Source organism: Brenneria roseae subsp. americana, assembly GCF_003115815.1.
In the GTDB taxonomy this organism is placed as follows: domain Bacteria; phylum Pseudomonadota; class Gammaproteobacteria; order Enterobacterales; family Enterobacteriaceae; genus Brenneria; species Brenneria roseae.
Genome location: NZ_QDKJ01000010.1, coordinates 122,709 through 140,417 on the forward strand (window position 1 = coordinate 122,709; position 17,709 = coordinate 140,417).

General features: G+C 48.4%; 18 protein-coding genes. 5 read left to right on the forward strand and 13 right to left on the reverse strand.

The genetic code is table 11. The features are described from left to right. Positions 1 to 11 precede the first annotated feature (11 nt). Entirely contained in the window at positions 12 to 899 is an 888-nt protein-coding gene (yddG, locus tag B4923_RS13945; protein WP_109054970.1) for an aromatic amino acid DMT transporter YddG, read from the reverse strand. Positions 900 to 983: 84 nt separating this feature from the next. Next, on the reverse strand, positions 984 to 1,808 hold the full coding sequence (gene nadE, locus B4923_RS13950; protein ID WP_109054971.1) for an ammonia-dependent NAD(+) synthetase: 825 nt from the start codon (positions 1,806 to 1,808) through the stop codon (positions 984 to 986). 225 nt (positions 1,809 to 2,033) lie between these two features. Between nadE and osmE the strand changes: the two genes are divergently transcribed. Together osmE and B4923_RS13960 are read left to right on the forward strand one after the other, a co-directional pair. Further along, positions 2,034 to 2,366: an osmotically-inducible lipoprotein OsmE gene (osmE, locus tag B4923_RS13955; RefSeq protein ID WP_109054972.1), complete on the forward strand. Its 333-nt coding sequence runs from the start codon at positions 2,034 to 2,036 to the stop codon at positions 2,364 to 2,366. Positions 2,367 to 2,727: 361 nt separating this feature from the next. Continuing rightward, on the forward strand, positions 2,728 to 3,213 hold the full coding sequence (locus B4923_RS13960) for an RcnB family protein (protein ID WP_109054973.1): 486 nt from the start codon (positions 2,728 to 2,730) through the stop codon (positions 3,211 to 3,213). A 103-nt stretch (positions 3,214 to 3,316) separates the two neighbouring features. Here the strand turns inward: B4923_RS13960 and B4923_RS13965 are convergent, their stop codons facing one another. Then, complete coding sequence (locus tag B4923_RS13965; protein ID WP_109054974.1) at positions 3,317 to 4,711, reverse strand: L-cystine transporter; 1,395 nt, start codon at positions 4,709 to 4,711, stop codon at positions 3,317 to 3,319. 214 nt (positions 4,712 to 4,925) lie between these two features. Between B4923_RS13965 and B4923_RS20925 the strand changes: the two genes are divergently transcribed. After that, positions 4,926 to 5,063 (forward strand): hypothetical protein, encoded by a 138-nt coding sequence (locus B4923_RS20925; RefSeq protein ID WP_170116063.1) that lies wholly within the window; start codon positions 4,926 to 4,928, stop codon positions 5,061 to 5,063. Positions 5,064 to 5,399: 336 nt separating this feature from the next. Here B4923_RS20925 and B4923_RS13970 read toward each other — a convergent pair whose 3' ends face one another. The 8 genes from B4923_RS13970 to kduI form a co-directional block, all read right to left on the reverse strand. Beyond that, positions 5,400 to 6,119 (reverse strand): oligogalacturonate-specific porin KdgM family protein, encoded by a 720-nt coding sequence (locus B4923_RS13970; RefSeq protein ID WP_109054975.1) that lies wholly within the window; start codon positions 6,117 to 6,119, stop codon positions 5,400 to 5,402. A 406-nt stretch (positions 6,120 to 6,525) separates the two neighbouring features. Beyond that, positions 6,526 to 7,815, reverse strand: coding sequence for an ABC transporter substrate-binding protein (locus tag B4923_RS13975; protein WP_109054976.1), 1,290 nt, complete (start codon positions 7,813 to 7,815; stop codon positions 6,526 to 6,528). 15 nt (positions 7,816 to 7,830) lie between these two features. Beyond that, positions 7,831 to 8,958: an ABC transporter ATP-binding protein gene (locus B4923_RS13980; RefSeq protein ID WP_109054977.1), complete on the reverse strand. Its 1,128-nt coding sequence runs from the start codon at positions 8,956 to 8,958 to the stop codon at positions 7,831 to 7,833. A gap of 13 nt (positions 8,959 to 8,971) precedes the next feature. Further along, the gene (locus tag B4923_RS13985; RefSeq protein WP_109054978.1) at positions 8,972 to 9,877 is read right to left on the reverse strand and encodes a carbohydrate ABC transporter permease; all 906 of its coding nucleotides are present in this window, start codon (positions 9,875 to 9,877) and stop codon (positions 8,972 to 8,974) included. Continuing rightward, positions 9,870 to 10,760 carry a carbohydrate ABC transporter permease gene (locus B4923_RS13990; RefSeq protein WP_109054979.1) on the reverse strand — a complete coding sequence of 297 codons (891 nt, stop codon included), beginning with the start codon at positions 10,758 to 10,760 and terminating at the stop codon, positions 9,870 to 9,872. Before B4923_RS13990 ends, B4923_RS13985 begins: the two co-directional genes overlap by 8 nt. A gap of 45 nt (positions 10,761 to 10,805) precedes the next feature. Then, the gene (pelW, locus tag B4923_RS13995; RefSeq protein ID WP_109054980.1) at positions 10,806 to 12,437 is read right to left on the reverse strand and encodes a pectate disaccharide-lyase PelW; all 1,632 of its coding nucleotides are present in this window, start codon (positions 12,435 to 12,437) and stop codon (positions 10,806 to 10,808) included. Between the two features lie 280 nt (positions 12,438 to 12,717). Further along, positions 12,718 to 13,479: a 2-dehydro-3-deoxy-D-gluconate 5-dehydrogenase KduD gene (gene kduD / locus B4923_RS14000; RefSeq protein WP_109054981.1), complete on the reverse strand. Its 762-nt coding sequence runs from the start codon at positions 13,477 to 13,479 to the stop codon at positions 12,718 to 12,720. Between the two features lie 81 nt (positions 13,480 to 13,560). Continuing rightward, on the reverse strand, positions 13,561 to 14,397 hold the full coding sequence (kduI, locus tag B4923_RS14005) for a 5-dehydro-4-deoxy-D-glucuronate isomerase (protein ID WP_109054982.1): 837 nt from the start codon (positions 14,395 to 14,397) through the stop codon (positions 13,561 to 13,563). 331 nt (positions 14,398 to 14,728) lie between these two features. Between kduI and B4923_RS14010 the strand changes: the two genes are divergently transcribed. Continuing rightward, on the forward strand, positions 14,729 to 15,061 hold the full coding sequence (locus B4923_RS14010; RefSeq protein ID WP_109054983.1) for a cupin domain-containing protein: 333 nt from the start codon (positions 14,729 to 14,731) through the stop codon (positions 15,059 to 15,061). A 75-nt stretch (positions 15,062 to 15,136) separates the two neighbouring features. Here the strand turns inward: B4923_RS14010 and hxpB are convergent, their stop codons facing one another. Next, positions 15,137 to 15,802 (reverse strand): hexitol phosphatase HxpB, encoded by a 666-nt coding sequence (gene hxpB / locus B4923_RS14015; RefSeq protein ID WP_109054984.1) that lies wholly within the window; start codon positions 15,800 to 15,802, stop codon positions 15,137 to 15,139. A 340-nt stretch (positions 15,803 to 16,142) separates the two neighbouring features. Here hxpB and B4923_RS14020 point away from each other — a divergent pair, with 340 nt between their 5' ends. Next, positions 16,143 to 16,691: a YniB family protein gene (locus B4923_RS14020; protein WP_109054985.1), complete on the forward strand. Its 549-nt coding sequence runs from the start codon at positions 16,143 to 16,145 to the stop codon at positions 16,689 to 16,691. Between the two features lie 55 nt (positions 16,692 to 16,746). Here B4923_RS14020 and B4923_RS14025 read toward each other — a convergent pair whose 3' ends face one another. Beyond that, positions 16,747 to 17,607 (reverse strand): fructosamine kinase family protein, encoded by an 861-nt coding sequence (locus tag B4923_RS14025; RefSeq protein WP_109054986.1) that lies wholly within the window; start codon positions 17,605 to 17,607, stop codon positions 16,747 to 16,749. Between the last annotated feature and the right edge of the window lie 102 nt (positions 17,608 to 17,709).

A 17,709-nucleotide genomic window follows, 5' to 3' on the forward strand; every position in this document is an offset into this window, starting at 1 on the left:
GAACATACTGCTTATTCCCGGGGTTGGCGGGTAGCGAACCAGCACAGCAATGAACCCAGCGTCACCATGATAACACCTTGCCAAAAGGAATACGCGGGCGAGACTCTCAGCCACAATGATGCCAGCAGAGTGGATATCACCGGGGTAAAATAAGACGCGGTAGCCAGTAATGTCAGATTACCATGCTGGATCCCCGAGTCCCACGCCGAGTAGGCGAGTGCGGTGGAGGCGCCCATGAAAATCAGCTCAATGGCATTCGTCATGGTAAAGGCTAAGACATTCTCCGCACTGAATGTATATTGCAGCCATAGCACGATGGAGGTGATGAGGAGAAAGAACAGCACTCCGCTTTCCCCGTGGCCGAACCGTTTGGCGATATTGCAATACAGGGCCCAGGTTATGGCGGCCGAGAAGGCCAGTCCGTAAGCGAGTGGATTGGTCAGGATATTTTGCCATAGCACGTAAGGAGACCACGCGTTGCCCCCCTTCATGATCCAGATAATACCGGATAACGAGAGAGCCAGTCCTACCCACAGCAGGAAGCGGCTTTTTTGCTGATTGATGAAGATTGAGAACAGGATGGTCAGACTGGGCCACAGGTAGTTAATCATGCCCAGCTCTATCGCTTGCAAACGGTTGTTGGCGAGACCGATAGAGATGGACAGAAAAATTTCATAGCAGATAAAGAGCATTCCCCCGGCCAGAAGATAGACTTTGGGCAGTGTTTTTATTTTGGGAACGCCATGAAACAATAATAGACAGAGCGTACTGGTGGTGTAAATCATGGCGGCGCCGCCAAGGGTGCCCAGTGATTCGGTAATGCTGCGAATCAGCCCGACAGACGTACTCCATAAAATAATGGCCAGTAAACCAACGAGCGTTGCACGCTGTGGCGTCATCTTCATGCTGTGGTATCTACGTATCAGTGAAAACAAGAAAAGCGGATGCTGATGGCAGCATCCGCCAGAGCACATTACATCTGATTAACGCCAGAAATCGTCGAAAACGGTAACCGGTGGCCGGCGCTTGTGTTCGGTTTTGCGATACCAGTTTTCAATGGTCGCCGCGTCTTTCGCATCCACTTGTTTGCCTTCAAGATAGTCGTCAATTTTTTCATAAGTCACACCCAGCGCGATTTCATCGGGCAGTGAAGGGCGATCATCTTCCAAATCGGCCGTTGGCGTCTTGGTGTAAAGGTGAGAAGGACAGCCCAGTTCGCGCAGAAGCGCCTTCCCTTGACGTTTATTTAAACGGAATATCGGATTGATGTCTGTTCCACCGTCGCCATATTTGGTGAAAAAACCGGTCACCGCTTCAGCCGCATGGTCGGTTCCTACGACCAGACCCGCATTCATGCCCGCGATGCTGTATTGGGCTTTCATCCGTTCACGGGCTTTTTCATTGCCTTTGACGAAATCGGAAAGCTCAATGCCAATGGCTTTTAACGTAGCTTCGCTGGCTTCCACCGCGGGTTTAATATTGACCGTCAGAACCTTGTCCGGCTGTATAAAAGCGATGGCGTCCTGGCAGTCGGATTCATCGGCCTGCGTGCCATAAGGCAGACGCACGGCGATAAATTGATAGCGTTCATCACCGGTTTCATTGCGCATCTCAGTAATGGCCGTTTGGCAGAGTTTACCGGTTAACGTCGAGTCCTGACCACCGCTGAGCCCCAATACCAGAGATTTCACAAATGGATGGGCATTCAGATAATTCTTTAAAAAATCAACGCTAACGCGAATTTCTTTCACCGGGTCAATGGTGCTTTTGACTCCCAGTGCAGTGATGATGTCCTGCTGTAATGACATAATCTCCCCCTCCTGAACTTATTGATCCTGCGGAATAATTATCTTAATCCCCTGAGTGTAAAACGAATTGGCGTGAAGAAAAAGAACAAGCGTTCTGCCAATGGTATTACCTATGAGTGATACCTTTTCTCTATCAATGACGGCGTTATTACACAACCTCGTCATTTGAAAAAAGGCCTTTTGCCATCTAGACTCATTGATGACCCATTCATATGAGGTAATGTAATGAAAAATAATCGACTAATGTGGTGTATTGTTGCGGCAGGAGCAGTCTTTCTTTCTGGATGTTCGGCTTATAACAAAGCAGAGAGCTATGTCAATGAGCCGGTGGTGAAGGATGTCAAGGTAGGAATGACAAAACTACAGGTTCATCAGCTTGCGGGTTCGGGAGGAATGGAAAGAACGCTGGTAAACGCGAAGGGGACGTGTAGCGATTATCTGTTGAAGAACCGTGACGGCACGGCCCAGAACTATTTTGTCAGCTATGATGAAACTGGGCATGTTCGCAATAAAGGCTTCCAAAGCTGCCAGGCATACGATACTTCTCCGAACCGATAACAGAACTACATCCTTGTGTCATTACGTAGGCGATGGACTTACGTGATCATTGGTTATATCTGTGTTTTCATCTCTAAAAGCATGCTGGAAGACGGGCGTTCACGCTTCAGATGTCTTTCAGCATGCTTTGTGAATATCTCTGGTTCCCGGTGTACCCAATACCTCCCCTTCTATCATGAATTGCCATAGCCCTTGGCAGAATAATGAGTAATTATTTGTAGTGTTAAGATTTTGCCTGAATTTGGTAAAATACTGTCAGATAACGGGTTTTAAGATATTTCCATCTTCCGTCCAACGACATTGTGACCGATATTGCTGTTAACCAGTTCTACAAGATTGTTAATGCGTCGAGGAAAATACAATGACGAAAAAAACACTGGCACTGATGATGTCGTTACTGCTGGTCACCAGTTCTTTTTCAGGCATGACTTTTGCGGAAGGTCCGAATGGAGCGCAAGAGCAGAAACGGCAGCCGGTTAATAACCAAAACGGTGGCGAGCATAAGAATGCCCCTGCCGCCAGCAGTAAGCAGAAAAACGTACCTAACGGTAATAACCGCAATAATGACAAAGGGACCCCGGTAAAGCAGGCTGCCCGTGGACAGCAGAATGCGCCCAGCTTCCGTGAACGCGATCATTTTGTGTGGAGCGGCAATGATTTCAGAAAAGGTCATCCCGCCCCTCAACGTTTTCGTGGGGATAGTTATCGAGTCAATGACTGGCGCGCCCGCGGGTTACATGAACCACCTGCCGGTCAGCACTGGGCCTACATTGATGGAAACTACGTTTTGATCGCGGCGGCCACGGGGATAATCACCGCTATCCTTTTGAATAGTGCGTTAAACTAGCCGTAAAAATTATTAAGGTGCCGGTAGAGCAACTACCGGCACCTTATCGTTTTATCATCCACCGGCGACATCCCACTATGTCCACGGTTTTATGAAACGCTATCTACCGGTGCGCTAGCTCCGCGTCTTCCTGGGCGTCAAATATCGTTTTATCGGTCTGTTTGAGCAACTGGCTGGTCACGGTGCCGGCCGTCATCGATCCGCTCACATTCAATGCAGTACGCCCCATATCAATCAACGGTTCAATGGAAATCAGCAGGGCAACCAGCGTAATGGGTAACCCCATTGCCGGCAGCACAATCAGTGCCGCAAACGTTGCGCCGCCACCCACGCCAGCAACGCCGGCAGAACTGATGGTGACAATCCCGACCAGCGTAGCGATCCACACCGGATCGAGCGGATTAATCCCCACCGTTGGCGCGACCATCACCGCCAGCATGGCCGGATAGAGTCCTGCACAGCCATTCTGACCAATAGTGGTGCCGAATGACGCGGCAAAGCTGGCGATGGAATCCGGCACGCCAATACGACGGGTTTGCGCTTCGATACTCAACGGGATTGTGGCGGCACTGGAACGGCTGGTAAACGCAAACGTCAGTACCGGCCAGACTTTGCGGAAGAACCGTGCTGGATTGATCCCTGTGAAGGACAGAATCAGGGCATGTACGCCGAACATGATGGCCAGTCCCAGATAGGACGCCACCACAAAACTCCCCAATTTCAGAATGTCTTGTAGATTGGAGCTGGCAACCATTTTGGTCATCAGCGCCATTACCCCGTATGGCGTCAGCTTCATCACCAGACGAACCAGTTTCATTACCCAAGACTGTAGCGTATCAATCGCAACCAGTACGCGTTCACCTTTGGCGCTGTCGTCTTTCAGCAATTGCAATGCGGCGACACCGAGAAACGCGGCAAATATAACGACGCTGATAATCGACGTGGGATTAGCCCCTGTTAATTCGGCGAATGGATTTTTAGGTATGAAGGACAAAATAAGCTGAGGCACATTAAGATCGGCAACTTTACCCGCATAATTATTTTCAATCGCGGTCAGCCGTGCGCTTTCCTGCACACCCTGCACCAATCCGCTGGCAGTCAGGCCAAACAGGTTGGTGACGAAAACGCCGACCAGAGCTGAAATCAGCGTGGTAATCAGCAGGGTAGAGAGCGTCAGCACGCTGATCTTGCCTAATGATGAAGCGTTGTGCAGTTTTGCTACCGAGCTGAGGATGGAAACGAAGACCAATGGCATCACAATCATTTGCAGCAGTTGGACGTATCCGTTTCCCACAATGTTGAACCAGGCAATCGACTGGTTGATGACGTCAGTATTGTCGCCGTAAATAAGATGTAGCGCTAATCCGAATAAAACGCCGACGACGAGCCCGAGCAAGACTTTTTTCGCCAAGCTCCAGTTGCGGTTTTTGCTGCTGTAAGCCAGCATGACCAGTAAACCGGCAAACACCAGAATGTTTAATAACAGAGGAAAATTCATCCTCATTTCTCCCTAATCGTTCTAACCGTTATTTGTTACAAAAATGTCGATAAACGCCGACAGGATACCAGTTCTTTTATCATCATGTTATAGGCGTCTGAGTGATAATCTAAGCAAACAACGGTTAATAGGTGAAATAATATTCGTTCGGTTTGCTACTTTAATAGTTGAATAGTTTGCGCCTGGGATATTGCGCCATCGATGGGGGCGGGTAATGACTGAATCCAGTTATCCCGGAACGGTGGCCGGACCGATGCAGGAATCCCCTGGGTTCCACGAATGCCAAATCCGCGCTTACTCTTATTACGCGTTGTACGTCGTCAGCCAGACAGGGAAAACAGATTGCGCATAACTAGCCGATACCATAACGGAAGCGGTGGTGTTGATGGGGTTGCAACAAAAAAATAGGGTAGTCATTACATCGGAGGAAAAATGACCACCCTGAACCGCAAGAAATAAATTAACAAATAACACTCACAAACGAAGAGGGTAATTAGACACAGAAATTAAAAAAAGATAAAACGCTTACAGCTAACACAAAATAACACTGACAGACTACTTTCGTTAAAGTATACCCTTAACGAAGGGACGTTAAAAATTAAGCTCACTTATGAAACGTCAATGGATTAATTCCAACATCCCTTTTTAACTGCTAATACTAAAGGATATTTAAATAATCCAAGGAATATTAGAAGTTATATTGTACGCCAACGCGATAACGGGTTTGGCGATGATCGCTGGTGCCATCCTGAGCTACGTTACCAACAGCAACAAACGGTTTCCAGTTTTTATCCAATGCGTAAGACAGTTTTACATCATGGTCGATGTTATAAGTTTCATTATCGTATTGGTAAGCCCCGGCCTTGTTGGCTTTTTTATAGTCCATTTCATATTCAACCTGGAAGCCCTTCGGCAGTTTATAGGCGAGCAACCCGGTAAGGTTATAGCCATTTTCCTGCGTGCTGCTGGTGCCGCCAATATTTCCGCTTTTTCTCAGATAATAAGGGCGATAGCGCAGTGAGTAAGACAGGTTGTCGGTAATGTTGACTTTACCACGCAGGTAAGGACGGTAGTTGTTAGAGGATGAGGCTGAATCTAAAGAAAAACCGGGTTCAAGTGAGAACGTTTTATTGAAGTTATAAACGTAGCTGGCAACAACTTCGGTACCGTTGCTTACCGTTTCATGGTAAGGCTTATTTGGCGTGACTTCAGAAGAGGGTTCGCCATTTTTCCATCTTGCTTCAACAGACAAACCGAATCCATTAGCAAAACGATGAGATATTAACAGACGATCGCGATGGTCGTTTTTGGGTGTGTCTTTCATTTCATGACGATAGTCAATAGTCACCGCCATTGCATTAACACTAATCAATGAGGTGACTGCCAAAGCTAGTAATTTAAATTTCATTGTTATATTCCCTATCGGTTAGGATGATACTTAATTCAAAAGACGCATTACTCTTTTTAATACAAGTTCTATTTTATTTATTATTAAACTGCATTTTGTGATCGCGATCTGCTTGGGTAACAAAAAGTAAAACACAGTTTCAAAATGTGAACGAGATCGAGTTGAACAAGGGTTTTGTTTTAATTTAAATAAAATTCAATAAATCCATTATTTCAATTTATATAAAAACACTGTTATTGTTAATAACAGGTTGAATAATGAATAAGAATCCGTTTCTATTATTTTATAAATAATAAAGAAAACGGCCTGTTTCATTTTAAATGAAATTTAATAAACCACTTGTTTCAATTTATATAAAACCTGCCATGTTAATGGCAGGTTGGATAATTAATAAATTTCAGGGGGGTTATTTCATTGCACGTTTCAAAATACGTTCAGACTGACGTTGAAAATATTTTGCCGTTTCTTCAACAGATTTCTGACCGTAATCAATGGACTGAATGGCATCGCCAAACAGGGATACGATTTGCGGATCGTCAAAATAAGGCGAAACGCTCATGCTATGTGGCAGTGTCAGCGCCTGATTCAGACCCGCAACAGCCGGAGAATCATCTTGAATGACGCCATCAGCAGTTAGCTGAGCTACCGCCGCCTTACTTAACGGAACACCACGCTCTAATCCCAGAGCCTGAACGCCTTCTTTGCTGTTCAACAAGAAGTCAATCAGCAGAGACGCTTCTTTGGGATGTTTGCTTGATTTACCAATTGACAACATTTGCGCGGGTTTAAAGAACAGACCGGCATCTTTAGCGCCAGGCAACATTGGATAGCTACCTAACTCCAGTTTTGCTGGAGGTTGCAGGTTGTCAGAGTACTTGGTAATCGTAGAGTTCCACATGTAGGTGCCGCTCCACTCGCCATTAATCCATGGCTTCATTTCATACATGTTGCTCTTGCCGAAAGAGGCATAGTATTTCGCTGAAGGCATAACGTGGCTATCAACCAGCGTCTTATACATGTTGAAGAACTCTACCCATTGCGCATCGCTATATGAGAACTTCTGACCTTTCTCATCAATGGCCGGGATATTGTACTTCTGAACCATATAGGAATTTAACAGCGCCAGTGAATCCTGATGCTCCAGCACCACAGGGTAGTATTGGTCACCCAGTTTTTCTTTAAACACTTTACCGGCGTTCAGCAGTTCATCCCAGGTTTTGGGATATTCCAGTCCGGCCTTTTTCCAGCTTTCGGTGTTGAAATAGAACACACGGGCCGTAACAGAAATAGGAATACCGTTCAGTTTGCCATTGACCGTCGTACCCTGAAGCTCTTTTGGATCAAACTGAGTCAGATCCAGCGTGTCTTTGACTTTATTCAGGTCGTAGAAACCATCGCCGTTTTTAGAGAAAATCGGCAGCCAGTTCCAGTTGGTTTGCATGACATCAGGTTCAGTGTTACCGGCAATCTGGGTGGTCAGACGGGACAAGTGTCCGTCCCAACCGGTGTATTCTGATTTAACGGTAATATTGGGATGCTGTTTATGGAAATCTTCAATGGCCTTGAGTGTCTGCTGATGGCGGGTGTTTCCACCCCACCAGGACATTCTCAATTCAACCTGATCGGCAGCAAAAGACGGCGCGGCCAATAATGCCAGTGACGACGCTATCAGCGTGTGTAGGATCGCTTTTTTCATCGGTTACTACTCCTGTTAAAGAGAGATATTTTTTTCTGTTTTTGCATCAAAGATATGGCATTTATCCATATCGAACTGGAAGAATACCTGGCGATGCAGGCCATTCTTGATAATCAACCGCGCTTCATCGGACGGGACACGGCTGGTTAATTCAAAGCCATCAACCTTTATGTACATAAAGAATTCATGGCCCATGTTTTCTACGCGCACCAGTTCACCCTGAGAGTGGTTGGCCTCAAACGGGGTTTCGGAAACGGTCACGTATTCAGGACGGATACCGAAGAAAACATCCTGACCGGAATAGGAGCGCACTTTATCCTGCTGCTCACTGTTCAGGACCAGCGTGTAGTGGCCGACGGTCAACCCAATCTGGCCGTCTTTTTCTACCAGTTTGCTCGGTTTGATATTCATTTCCGGCGAGCCAATGAAGCCGGCTACAAACATGTTGACCGGGAAGTGGTACAGGTTATCCGGCGTATCCACCTGCATGATATGACCCAGTTTCATGACGCAGATCCGGTCGCCCATGGTCATGGCTTCGGTCTGGTCGTGGGTAACATACACGGTGGTGGCGGCTTTACCGCTTTTCTTCAACTGCTTGTGCAGGTCAGAAATACGGATACGCATCGAAGCACGCAGTTTGGCGTCCAGGTTTGACAACGGTTCGTCAAACAGAAAGACATCGGGTTTTTTCACGATGGCGCGGCCGACCGCCACACGCTGCGCCTGACCGCCGGAAAGCTGGCGGGGCAGGCGGTCCATCAGCTCTTCCAGTTCCAGAATTTTTGATGCTTCCGTTACCTGCGCTTCGATTTGATCTTTGGGCATTTTGCTGAGTTTCAGACCGAACGCCAGGTTCTCTTTTACCGTCATGTGCGGGTAGAGGGCATAGTTCTGGAACACCATCGCAATACCGCGTTCTTTCGGCGCCAGATTGTTCACCACGCGTTCGCCGATACGGACTTCGCCGCCGCTGATGGTTTCCAGACCCGCCAGCATGCGCAGCGTGGTGGATTTGGCGCAGCCCGACGGGCCGACGATAACCATGAATTCACCGTCTTTAATGGTCAGGTCGATGCCGTGTACCGCTTTGAAACCGTTGGAATATACTTTTTCCAGCTTGTTGAAAATGACTTCAGCCATGATAAATCCTCTATTAACCTTTAATTCCGCTGCTGGTCACGCCTTGTACGAAGTAACGCTGTGCCAGGAAGAAAACAATGATGGAAGGCAGAATCGAAATGCTGGACATCGCCAGGATTTCATTCCACGGAGCGCCTTCGGTGACGTCGATAGACATTTTCAGCGCCAGCGCAATCGGATATTTATCCACGCTGTAGACATAGATCAGCGGACCGATAAAGTCGTTCATTGACCACATGAACTGGAACAGCGCAACAGAGATAATGGCCGGTTTCAGAATTGGCACGACCACATACCACAGCACCTGGAAGGAGTTACAGCCATCGATCTGGGCGGCTTCTTCCATATCACGCGGCACGCCGCGCAGGAACTGGATCAGCATGAACACAAAGAAGCCCTGTGTCGCGAATGCCAGCGGCAGGTACAGCGGCAGGTAGCTGTTCAGCATGCCCATTTCACGGAACATGATGTACTGCGGGATCAACAGAACGGTGCTTGGCAGCAGCATGGTGGCGATCAGGGTTGCGAACCAGAAGTTCTTCCACGGGATTTCGAAACGGGCAAAGCCGTAAGCGACGATGGTGGAAGAGATAATGGTCAGGATCACTTTCGGGATCACATACTTGAAGGTATTGATCATGTAGTGACCGAAATTGTATTCCGTACCGGTTTTCCAGCCGTTGACAAAACCGTCCCAGGTGGCGTGCTCGGGCCACAGACCCAGCGTGGTAAAGATTTCATGGTTCGGCTTGAACGATGCCGAGAACATCCACGCCAGCGGATAGAGCATCAGCAGGCCGACAAACAACAGGATCACGTAACGGATGGCGGCGCTGATTTTCTCTTTACGCAGCGTCCGGCGAACTTCCAGTGCCGCAATTTCTTGCGCAGAAGTCATATTTGAATGCATGTCAGCCATTTTTTCCTCCTTTATCGGCGGAGTAGAACACCCAGTATTTGGACGATTTGAAGGCAACCGACGCAAATACGGCAACAACCAGGAACAGAACCCATGCCAGCGCCGCCCCGTAGCCCATATCGAAATACTTGAAGGCCGTATCATAGATATAGAGTGAGAACAGGTAGGTGTAATGCGTTGGTCCCCCGCCCGTAATGACGTAAGGCGCTGTAAACTCCTGGAATGCCTGAGTGGTCTGCATGATAAAGTTGAAGAAAATCACCGGCGTAATTAACGGCACCGTCACTTTCAGGAACATTTGCCATTTGGATGCCCCGTCAATCATGGCGGCTTCATACTGCGACTGCGGTACGTTCTGCAAGGCGGCGAGGAAGATAACCATGGCCGAACCAAACTGCCATACGCGTAACAGGGTGACGGACATCAGCGCCAGTGACGGTTCGCCCAGCCAGTTGATGGCGTCTAAACCGAATACGCCCAGAAAACTGTTCAACAGACCATCGATGGCGAACAGAGCCCGCCACAGAACGGCGATGGCCACGCTGCTGCCCAGAATGGACGGTACATAGTAAGCGGTACGGAAGAAACCGATACCACGCAGTTTGAAATTAAGCACAAACGCAATTAACAATGCGAAGATTAATTTCAGTGGAATGGTCAGAAATACATAGGCGAAGGTCACGCCCATTGATTTCCAGAAGAGATCGTCCTCCATAAACATTCGGTGGTAGTTTTCCATACCGGTGAATTCAGGCGGACTCATCAAATCATACTCAGTAAAACTGAGAAAAAATGATGAAACAAAGGGGAAAGCGGTAAACACTATCAGCCCTATTATATAGGGGGAGATATAGGCTAACCCCAGCATTCTGTTTTCATTCATAATGCTTACCTATTAAGTAATTGTGAATCATTAAAAAACATAAAATCAAAGTGTTAATAACTCTGGATAAATAAACTCCACGTCATAGATAATTCTGTTTTCCCCGTTAACGCGAAAATCACCGTGAACATACCCACCTTGCGTTAAGAACGGTGGAATAGCGTTTAATTTGTTGCGGCAAGCAGCAATAAGAGTCAATAGCGCCAGTGGAAATGGATCATCCAGGCGAACATAACGGTGTTGCGCCGAACGAACGAATAAACCGCGATGGCAATGCTTTTCAAACAAGACCTCCGCGAGCTGCCAGGCGTTTTCCGCCCATTTTTCTGACTGTTTGTGCTCTGCCAGTTCTATCATCGCCAGTAGTAGCATTGGGCTGGCAACATCATAAATATCTTCATCATTCAGACGTGTCAGCATGGTATTGATCAGTGCATACAAATCTTCGTCACCGCTGAGGCAATAAGCCCGAACCAGCGGCAGCAAATAATCGCCTTCCAGCGCAAAGGGTTTCAGTTCCGTGCCGGCTTTCCCATAATAGCCATCGCGCCTGAAGCGATAGCCCGTCATATCCTGACCGTTATTCCACATGGGACGCAGCGTATTGCTGGTAACGTCATAGGCGTACTGGTAATAGTTTTTCAGCCCTGAAATGACCCAGCCAAGCATTTCGTCATCAGGCTGGCTATGCAGGATATCCAGCATAGCCAATGGGTTATCAATCAACAGCGGACGCATGTCGCGGAACAATACGTTCGCTTCACGAGCAATTTCGCCGAACTCCGGGCCAAACTGGCGCTGAGCGCGATCGCCAAACCACGATTGTGTCTGATTGTCATCTTCAGGCACCGGCTCGCGCTGTAGCGGTGAGCTGAACTGATAAACCGGCATGCCGGTTTCCGGGTTACGCGCCAGCACATATTGGCGATACAGGTGTTTACCCCAGTCAGCCGCATGCTTATCGCCAGTGTATTCTGCGTATTTGAAGGCGGCATAAATCAGGTCAGTGCCGGCATTGACAAAGGTCAGTCCCTTCGTGAGTGGCAGAACGGGCCACTGCGCCGGATCGACAACGTCACGACGCGCGTGCAGAAAGACATCAGGATCGCGGGTTTTGGTGTAATCACCGTGACGCCCCAGATCCAGGGCGTTCCAGTCTTCTACGTGCGCATGCCAAAATCCCTGAAGGAAATTCAGCGTCTTTTCTGCGTTGACGCGATACAGCAGCGTGTAATAGGGCAGATGATGCTTTAATTCATGCACCTGCGCTTTTGATTCCGGACCTTCGCTTGCCAGCGTATCCAGATTGATAAAGCGGTGGCCACCCCAGTAAAACAGGCCGCTAGTCTTATCAACAAAGTGATTCAGGAAATAATCACTCACCAATGTAGCCTGTTCCTGATAGCTGGTTTCCCCGGTGGCAGCGCTCATGGCACACAGCGTTCTCAGCCAATTCTGCTGGCTGGCAAAGTTGGAAATTGGCGCACGGTGTCCGTCAGGGAACTGCCAGACAACCGGTTCATGGCTCAGTACGTCAAATCCATCCGCCAGTAATGGCGTTGGATTTGTACGGCTGTGAGCCACGGTCTGAACCGTTTCGATATGACTGTTCAGTGCATCAACCCATTCATCAATCTTCGTTTTTCTGCTGGTGTGCAAGCTTTCAAAAATACTCATGGAGTACCTTCTTATGGAACTGAATATCAGTTCCTTATAAATAGAAACACTGTTTTGATTGATTATATTGCGCGAGTTGCCTTGCCGTCATGCACGCAATATCGAAAGTGTGATCAAAGTCGGAACGTTGTTTTGATTTTTTTTCAATGCGGAATTTTGGTGAAAAAAAAGAGAATAAAAAAATAAATAACTGATTGAAAAAAAAGCAAAAGGCACAATCTAAGTTGTGCCTTTTGTCAAGCAATGCGTGAAAAGAAAACGCCGTGCGATAAATAAAAAATTAGCGGGCCAGCCAGCCACCGTCAACCGCAATGGTATAGCCGTTAATGTAGTCAGACGCACTGGAAGCCAGGAACACTGCCGGCCCCATCAGATCCTGCGGTAATCCCCAACGACCCGCCGGGATACGATCCAGAATTTCTTTGCTGCGATCTTCGTCAGCACGCAATTGCTGGGTATTGTTGGTGGCCATGTAACCTGGGGCAATCGCGTTGACGTTGATATTGTATTTCGCCCACTCGTTCGCCAGCAGGCGGGTCACACCCATCACTGCACTTTTTGACGCGGTATAAGAGGGAACGCGGATACCGCCCTGGAAGGACAGCATGGAAGCGATATTGATAATTTTGCCGCCGTGACCTTGTTTAATGAACTGGCGGGCAACGCTCTGAGACATGAAGAAAACGCTCTTGATGTTCAGGTTCATGACATCGTCCCAGTTCTTTTCGCTGAATTCGATCGCATCTTCACGACGGATGATACCGGCGTTGTTAACCAGAATGTCAACCTTGCCAAATTCGGCAACGGCTTTTTCTACCAGATCTGCGTGACCGGCGATATTGCTCATATCGGCTGTCAGGCTGAGGAAACGACGTCCCAGCGCAGTGACTTTTTCGATAGTGTCTTTGGGCTCAACGATGTTGACGCCGACAATATCGCAACCGGCTTGCGCCAGGCCGATAGCCATACCCTGACCTAACCCCGTATCACAACCTGTGATAAGAGCAACTTTACCCTGTAAATCGAAGGAATTTAAAATCATAACCTTAATCTCTCTGTAAGCGACAATAATGAGTCGTTAGCTGTTACTGTAGGGAATACCGGTCATTCCGGTTGCAAGCGATCAACGTAACTCGCTAACCTTGACGTGATCCATGTCATCGAAAACCTGATTCTCGCCAACCATGCCCCAAATAAAGGTGTAGCGTTTGGTACCCACACCGGAATGGATCGACCAGCTCGGTGAAATCACCGCCTGTTCGTTTTGTACTACTATGTGACGGGTTTCCTGTGGTTGACCCATCATGTGAAAAACGGCCGTTTCGTCGTCCATATCAAAATAGAAATACACTTCCATCCGGCGTTCATGCGTATGGCAAGGCATCGTGTTCCACAGGCTGCCTTCTGCCAGCCTGGTCAGTCCCATAGTGAGCTGACAGGTTGGCAATACGTCAGGAACGATGTATTTGTTGATGGTACGACGGTTGCAACTGGCATCTTCACCAATGGTTTGTGGCGAAGCCTCTGCCTGGGTAATTTTGCGGGTAGGGTACGACGTATGGGCCGGTGCGCTGTTGTAATAGAATTTCGCGGGGTTTGCTGCATCAACGCTGCGGAACTGTACTTCCTTCGCGCCCATACCAACATATATCGCTGTTTCATTACCGATGTCGTAGCGTTCACCATCAACGGTGACGATACCGGCACCTCCAATGTTGATGGCGCCCAGTTCACGGCGTTCAAGGAAATAGCTGACGCCTAGCTGTTTGCCCACTTCGCTGCCAACGGCGACAGTATCATGAACAGGCATAATGCCACCGACGATAATGCGGTCAATGTGGCTATATGTCATGGTGTAGGTATCGGCAGAAAATAATTGTTCGATCAGAAACTCGCGGCGTAAACCTGCTGTATCGAGTTGCTTTGCGTGATCACGGTGAATGCTTTGACGAACTTGCATTTTTTCGCCTCTCTTTCAGACATAAAATAAAAAACTGCAATAACCCCTTGGCGAAAGCACCGGGCGGAACAAGCGGTGCTGCGTGGCAGTGACAACGTCACTTGAACCTTGATTGCCCGGTTCTTTCTTGTTATAGGGGGATAATAGTTTGGTTGGGATGCGAATTCAATAAAAATGAAATAATGTTTTATTTATTTCTTGAGGGACGTCCTGGTTTTGCTTATTTTATGTTTCATCTGGTGAGGATGTTACTAGAATGTCGGTATCTGAAGTTACACGCTCATCCTGATATGCGGTGCGGATGAGACATAGAAATAGAGAAGGAGAAATGATGAGACGGTATTTTATTGACGACGAAACGCCATGGGAAGAACTGGGCGGTGGCATCAAACGCAAGATCGTGACCTGGAGTGATGAACTGATGATGGTCTGCGTACATTTCGACAAAGGCGCAATCGGTACGCCTCATAAGCATGATATTCACGATCAGATCGCTTATGTCGCGGCCGGCAGTTTTGAGGTCGTCATTGAAGGCGAAAAACGTATCCTGAAAACGGGTGATGCATATATGGCCGTCAAAAATGAGATGCACGGTGTGGTTTCTCTGGAAGACGGCAGCGTGTTGATTGATACGTTTTCGCCAAAACGGGCCGATTTCCTTTAATTATTCCCCCCGCCATTGCCGGATGTGTCGTCCGGCCAATGGTGTGCGCCACCGGTTTTCCATTACCGCATCGTTTTATGCAATATGCCCGATATTCAACTGCTGCAACGATCCCAGTTTGTGGTCGGCCAGTGTCCAGCGAGGGTCCTGGCTGAACTCCGGTTGCGGAACGACGATGGAACGCATGCGGGCCGCTTTGGTGGCAATCATTCCGTTTATTGAATCTTCCAGCGTGACACACTGTAACGGCGAAACCCCTAATCCATCGGCCGCATTCAAATAAACCTCTGGATGCGGTTTGCTATACGGTAGCTTTTCCGCGGAAACCAAAACGTCAAAATAGGTTTCAAGGTGAAACGTGCGGAGTATCTGTTGCAGCATGTGCAGCGGTGACGCTGAAGCCAGACCGATTTTGAGATTCTGTTGGCGGCAGAGCTGCAATGCCTGTTCAACTCCAGGCAATAAAGGGCGGCGCTCGTCGACTAATTCGATAGCGCGCTCGATAATTCGGCTAACGACGACTTCTCTGCTCGGCGTTTTCCAGGGGGCGACCTGATACCAGAGATCAACCACCATATCGATGCGCAATCCCAGCGTATCGGTCATGGATTGACGTAGTGAGGTGTCAATGCCCAGCGAGGCGATGACTTCAATTTCGGCCATATCCCACAAGGGTTCGGAATCAATCAGTAAACCATCCATATCAAAAATGGCCGCGCGGATAGAAGAATCAAAAGTCATACAACCAGCTCCCCGGAATAGAAAAATCAGAAATCAATAATAACAGGCGTTAATTATATGCTAATTCGCGGCTCATAAAGGTTGTCGAGCGATAAAACATTGACTGATAATAAACTTACAGTAGGCTGCTATCGGGTTTTTTATGTCTACACTGTTCGTTATATACCCAATAGATTTATGCGGGGTTATCCTGCCTGCCTTCGGGGGCCAATGTATGGGCAGAGTTAAGGGATGCTTGTCGCACCCCTGAAGGAGCCGTGTCATTGAGGGCCGCGAGTGCGCCTGATGACAGGGATACGAAAGAGATCAATGGATACTGCGTCGTTCAAAAGGGGAGCACATGACGTATCAACAGGCTGGCCGTATTGCCGTGGTTAAGCGTATCGCGGGATGGATAATTTTTATTCCGGCTCTGCTGTCTACACTTGTTTCATTAGCCAACTATTTATATACCTATACGCAGAAAAAACAGGGGATTGATGCGGTTTTGCTGGATTTTCTGCACTTGATGATTGATATGGTTCGCTTCAATACGCCATTTCTGAATATTTTCTGGTATAACTCGCCGGTGCCTGATTTTTCCCGCTTTTTCACTGCATCAAGCCTGATGTTCTGGCTGATTTATATTCTGATTTTTATCGGACTGGCCTTGCAGGTGTCTGGCGCACGTATGTCGCGCCAGGTGAAAGCGATTCGCGAGGGGATTGAAGATCAGCTGATTCTGGAAAAAGTGAAAGGTGACGCAAGCCGCACGCGCGAGGTTCTGGAAGCGCGCGTTGTCGTTCCACGCCACACCATTTTTTTGCAGTTTTTCCCTCTCTATATCCTGCCGATCGTGATTGCGGTTATCGGGTATATGGTTCTGCGTCTGCTGGGTATGCCGTTATAATCGAATAAGATGCCCTATAGGCGCGGTTAACGCCTATAGGGCATCGGATGTTACGTTACACGCTGAGTTGTTCTTCTATCGCCTGTTGGGCTTCAAGGATGTTTTTCCCACCGAACAGATTGGCTCGGTTGAGCAGATAATAAATCTGGTAGACCGGCTGGCGTTCAATAAAACCTTTATCCAGCGGCCATACGCTCTGATAGCCATCATAGATTTGCGGCGGCAGCGCAGGGTAGAGCGGCAGCATCGCCAGGTCGCTCTCGCGGTCGCCCCAGTAGCAGGCCGGATCAAACAGGTAGCATCCGTTGTGACTGTTTGCGCAATTGTCGGGCCACAAATCGCCATGCACCAATGAAGGCTGGGGCTGATGGCCCGCCAGTCTTTCCTCCGTTCGGGCAATCAGGGTTTCAATGTGACCAAAATGCATGCCTTTTTCGGCGGCTAACTGAAGTTGCCAGCCAATTCGTTGTTCTGCAAAGAAGGATGACCACCGGCGTTGCCAGCAGTTAGGTTGGGGCGTCGTCGACAGGTCATTGTCAAAATCCAGACCGAACTGCGGTTGGTCGCTCCATTGGTGCAGGTGCGCCAACTGTTCGCCAAGGCACCAGGCGCTATGCGCATCCAGCGGTTTTACCGGCAGATATTCCAACAGCAGGAAACTGTGATCGCGGGAACTGCCGACACCGTAGACCTCCGGGACATTAACGGTATTACTGCGGGCCAGTAAGGTGAGCTGGTCGGCCTCGGCAGTGAATTTGGGCAGCATTTCACGGATATCACATTTTACGAAGACCTCGCGGTCACCATATCGGGCATACCATGCGGCGTGAATTTCCCCGCCTGACAATTCGCGGCGCTCCTGAATGTCAGCGGTACCGAGGTGTTCTTCCAAAAGTCGGCTGATTGCTTGCCACATAAGGTCATCCTCCCATTGATGTTGCCAGATACCCTGATCTTCTCGCTTCAGTCACCCGGTAGTAGCTGGCTATCACTACGGTAGCCCATTGAGCACGATAAA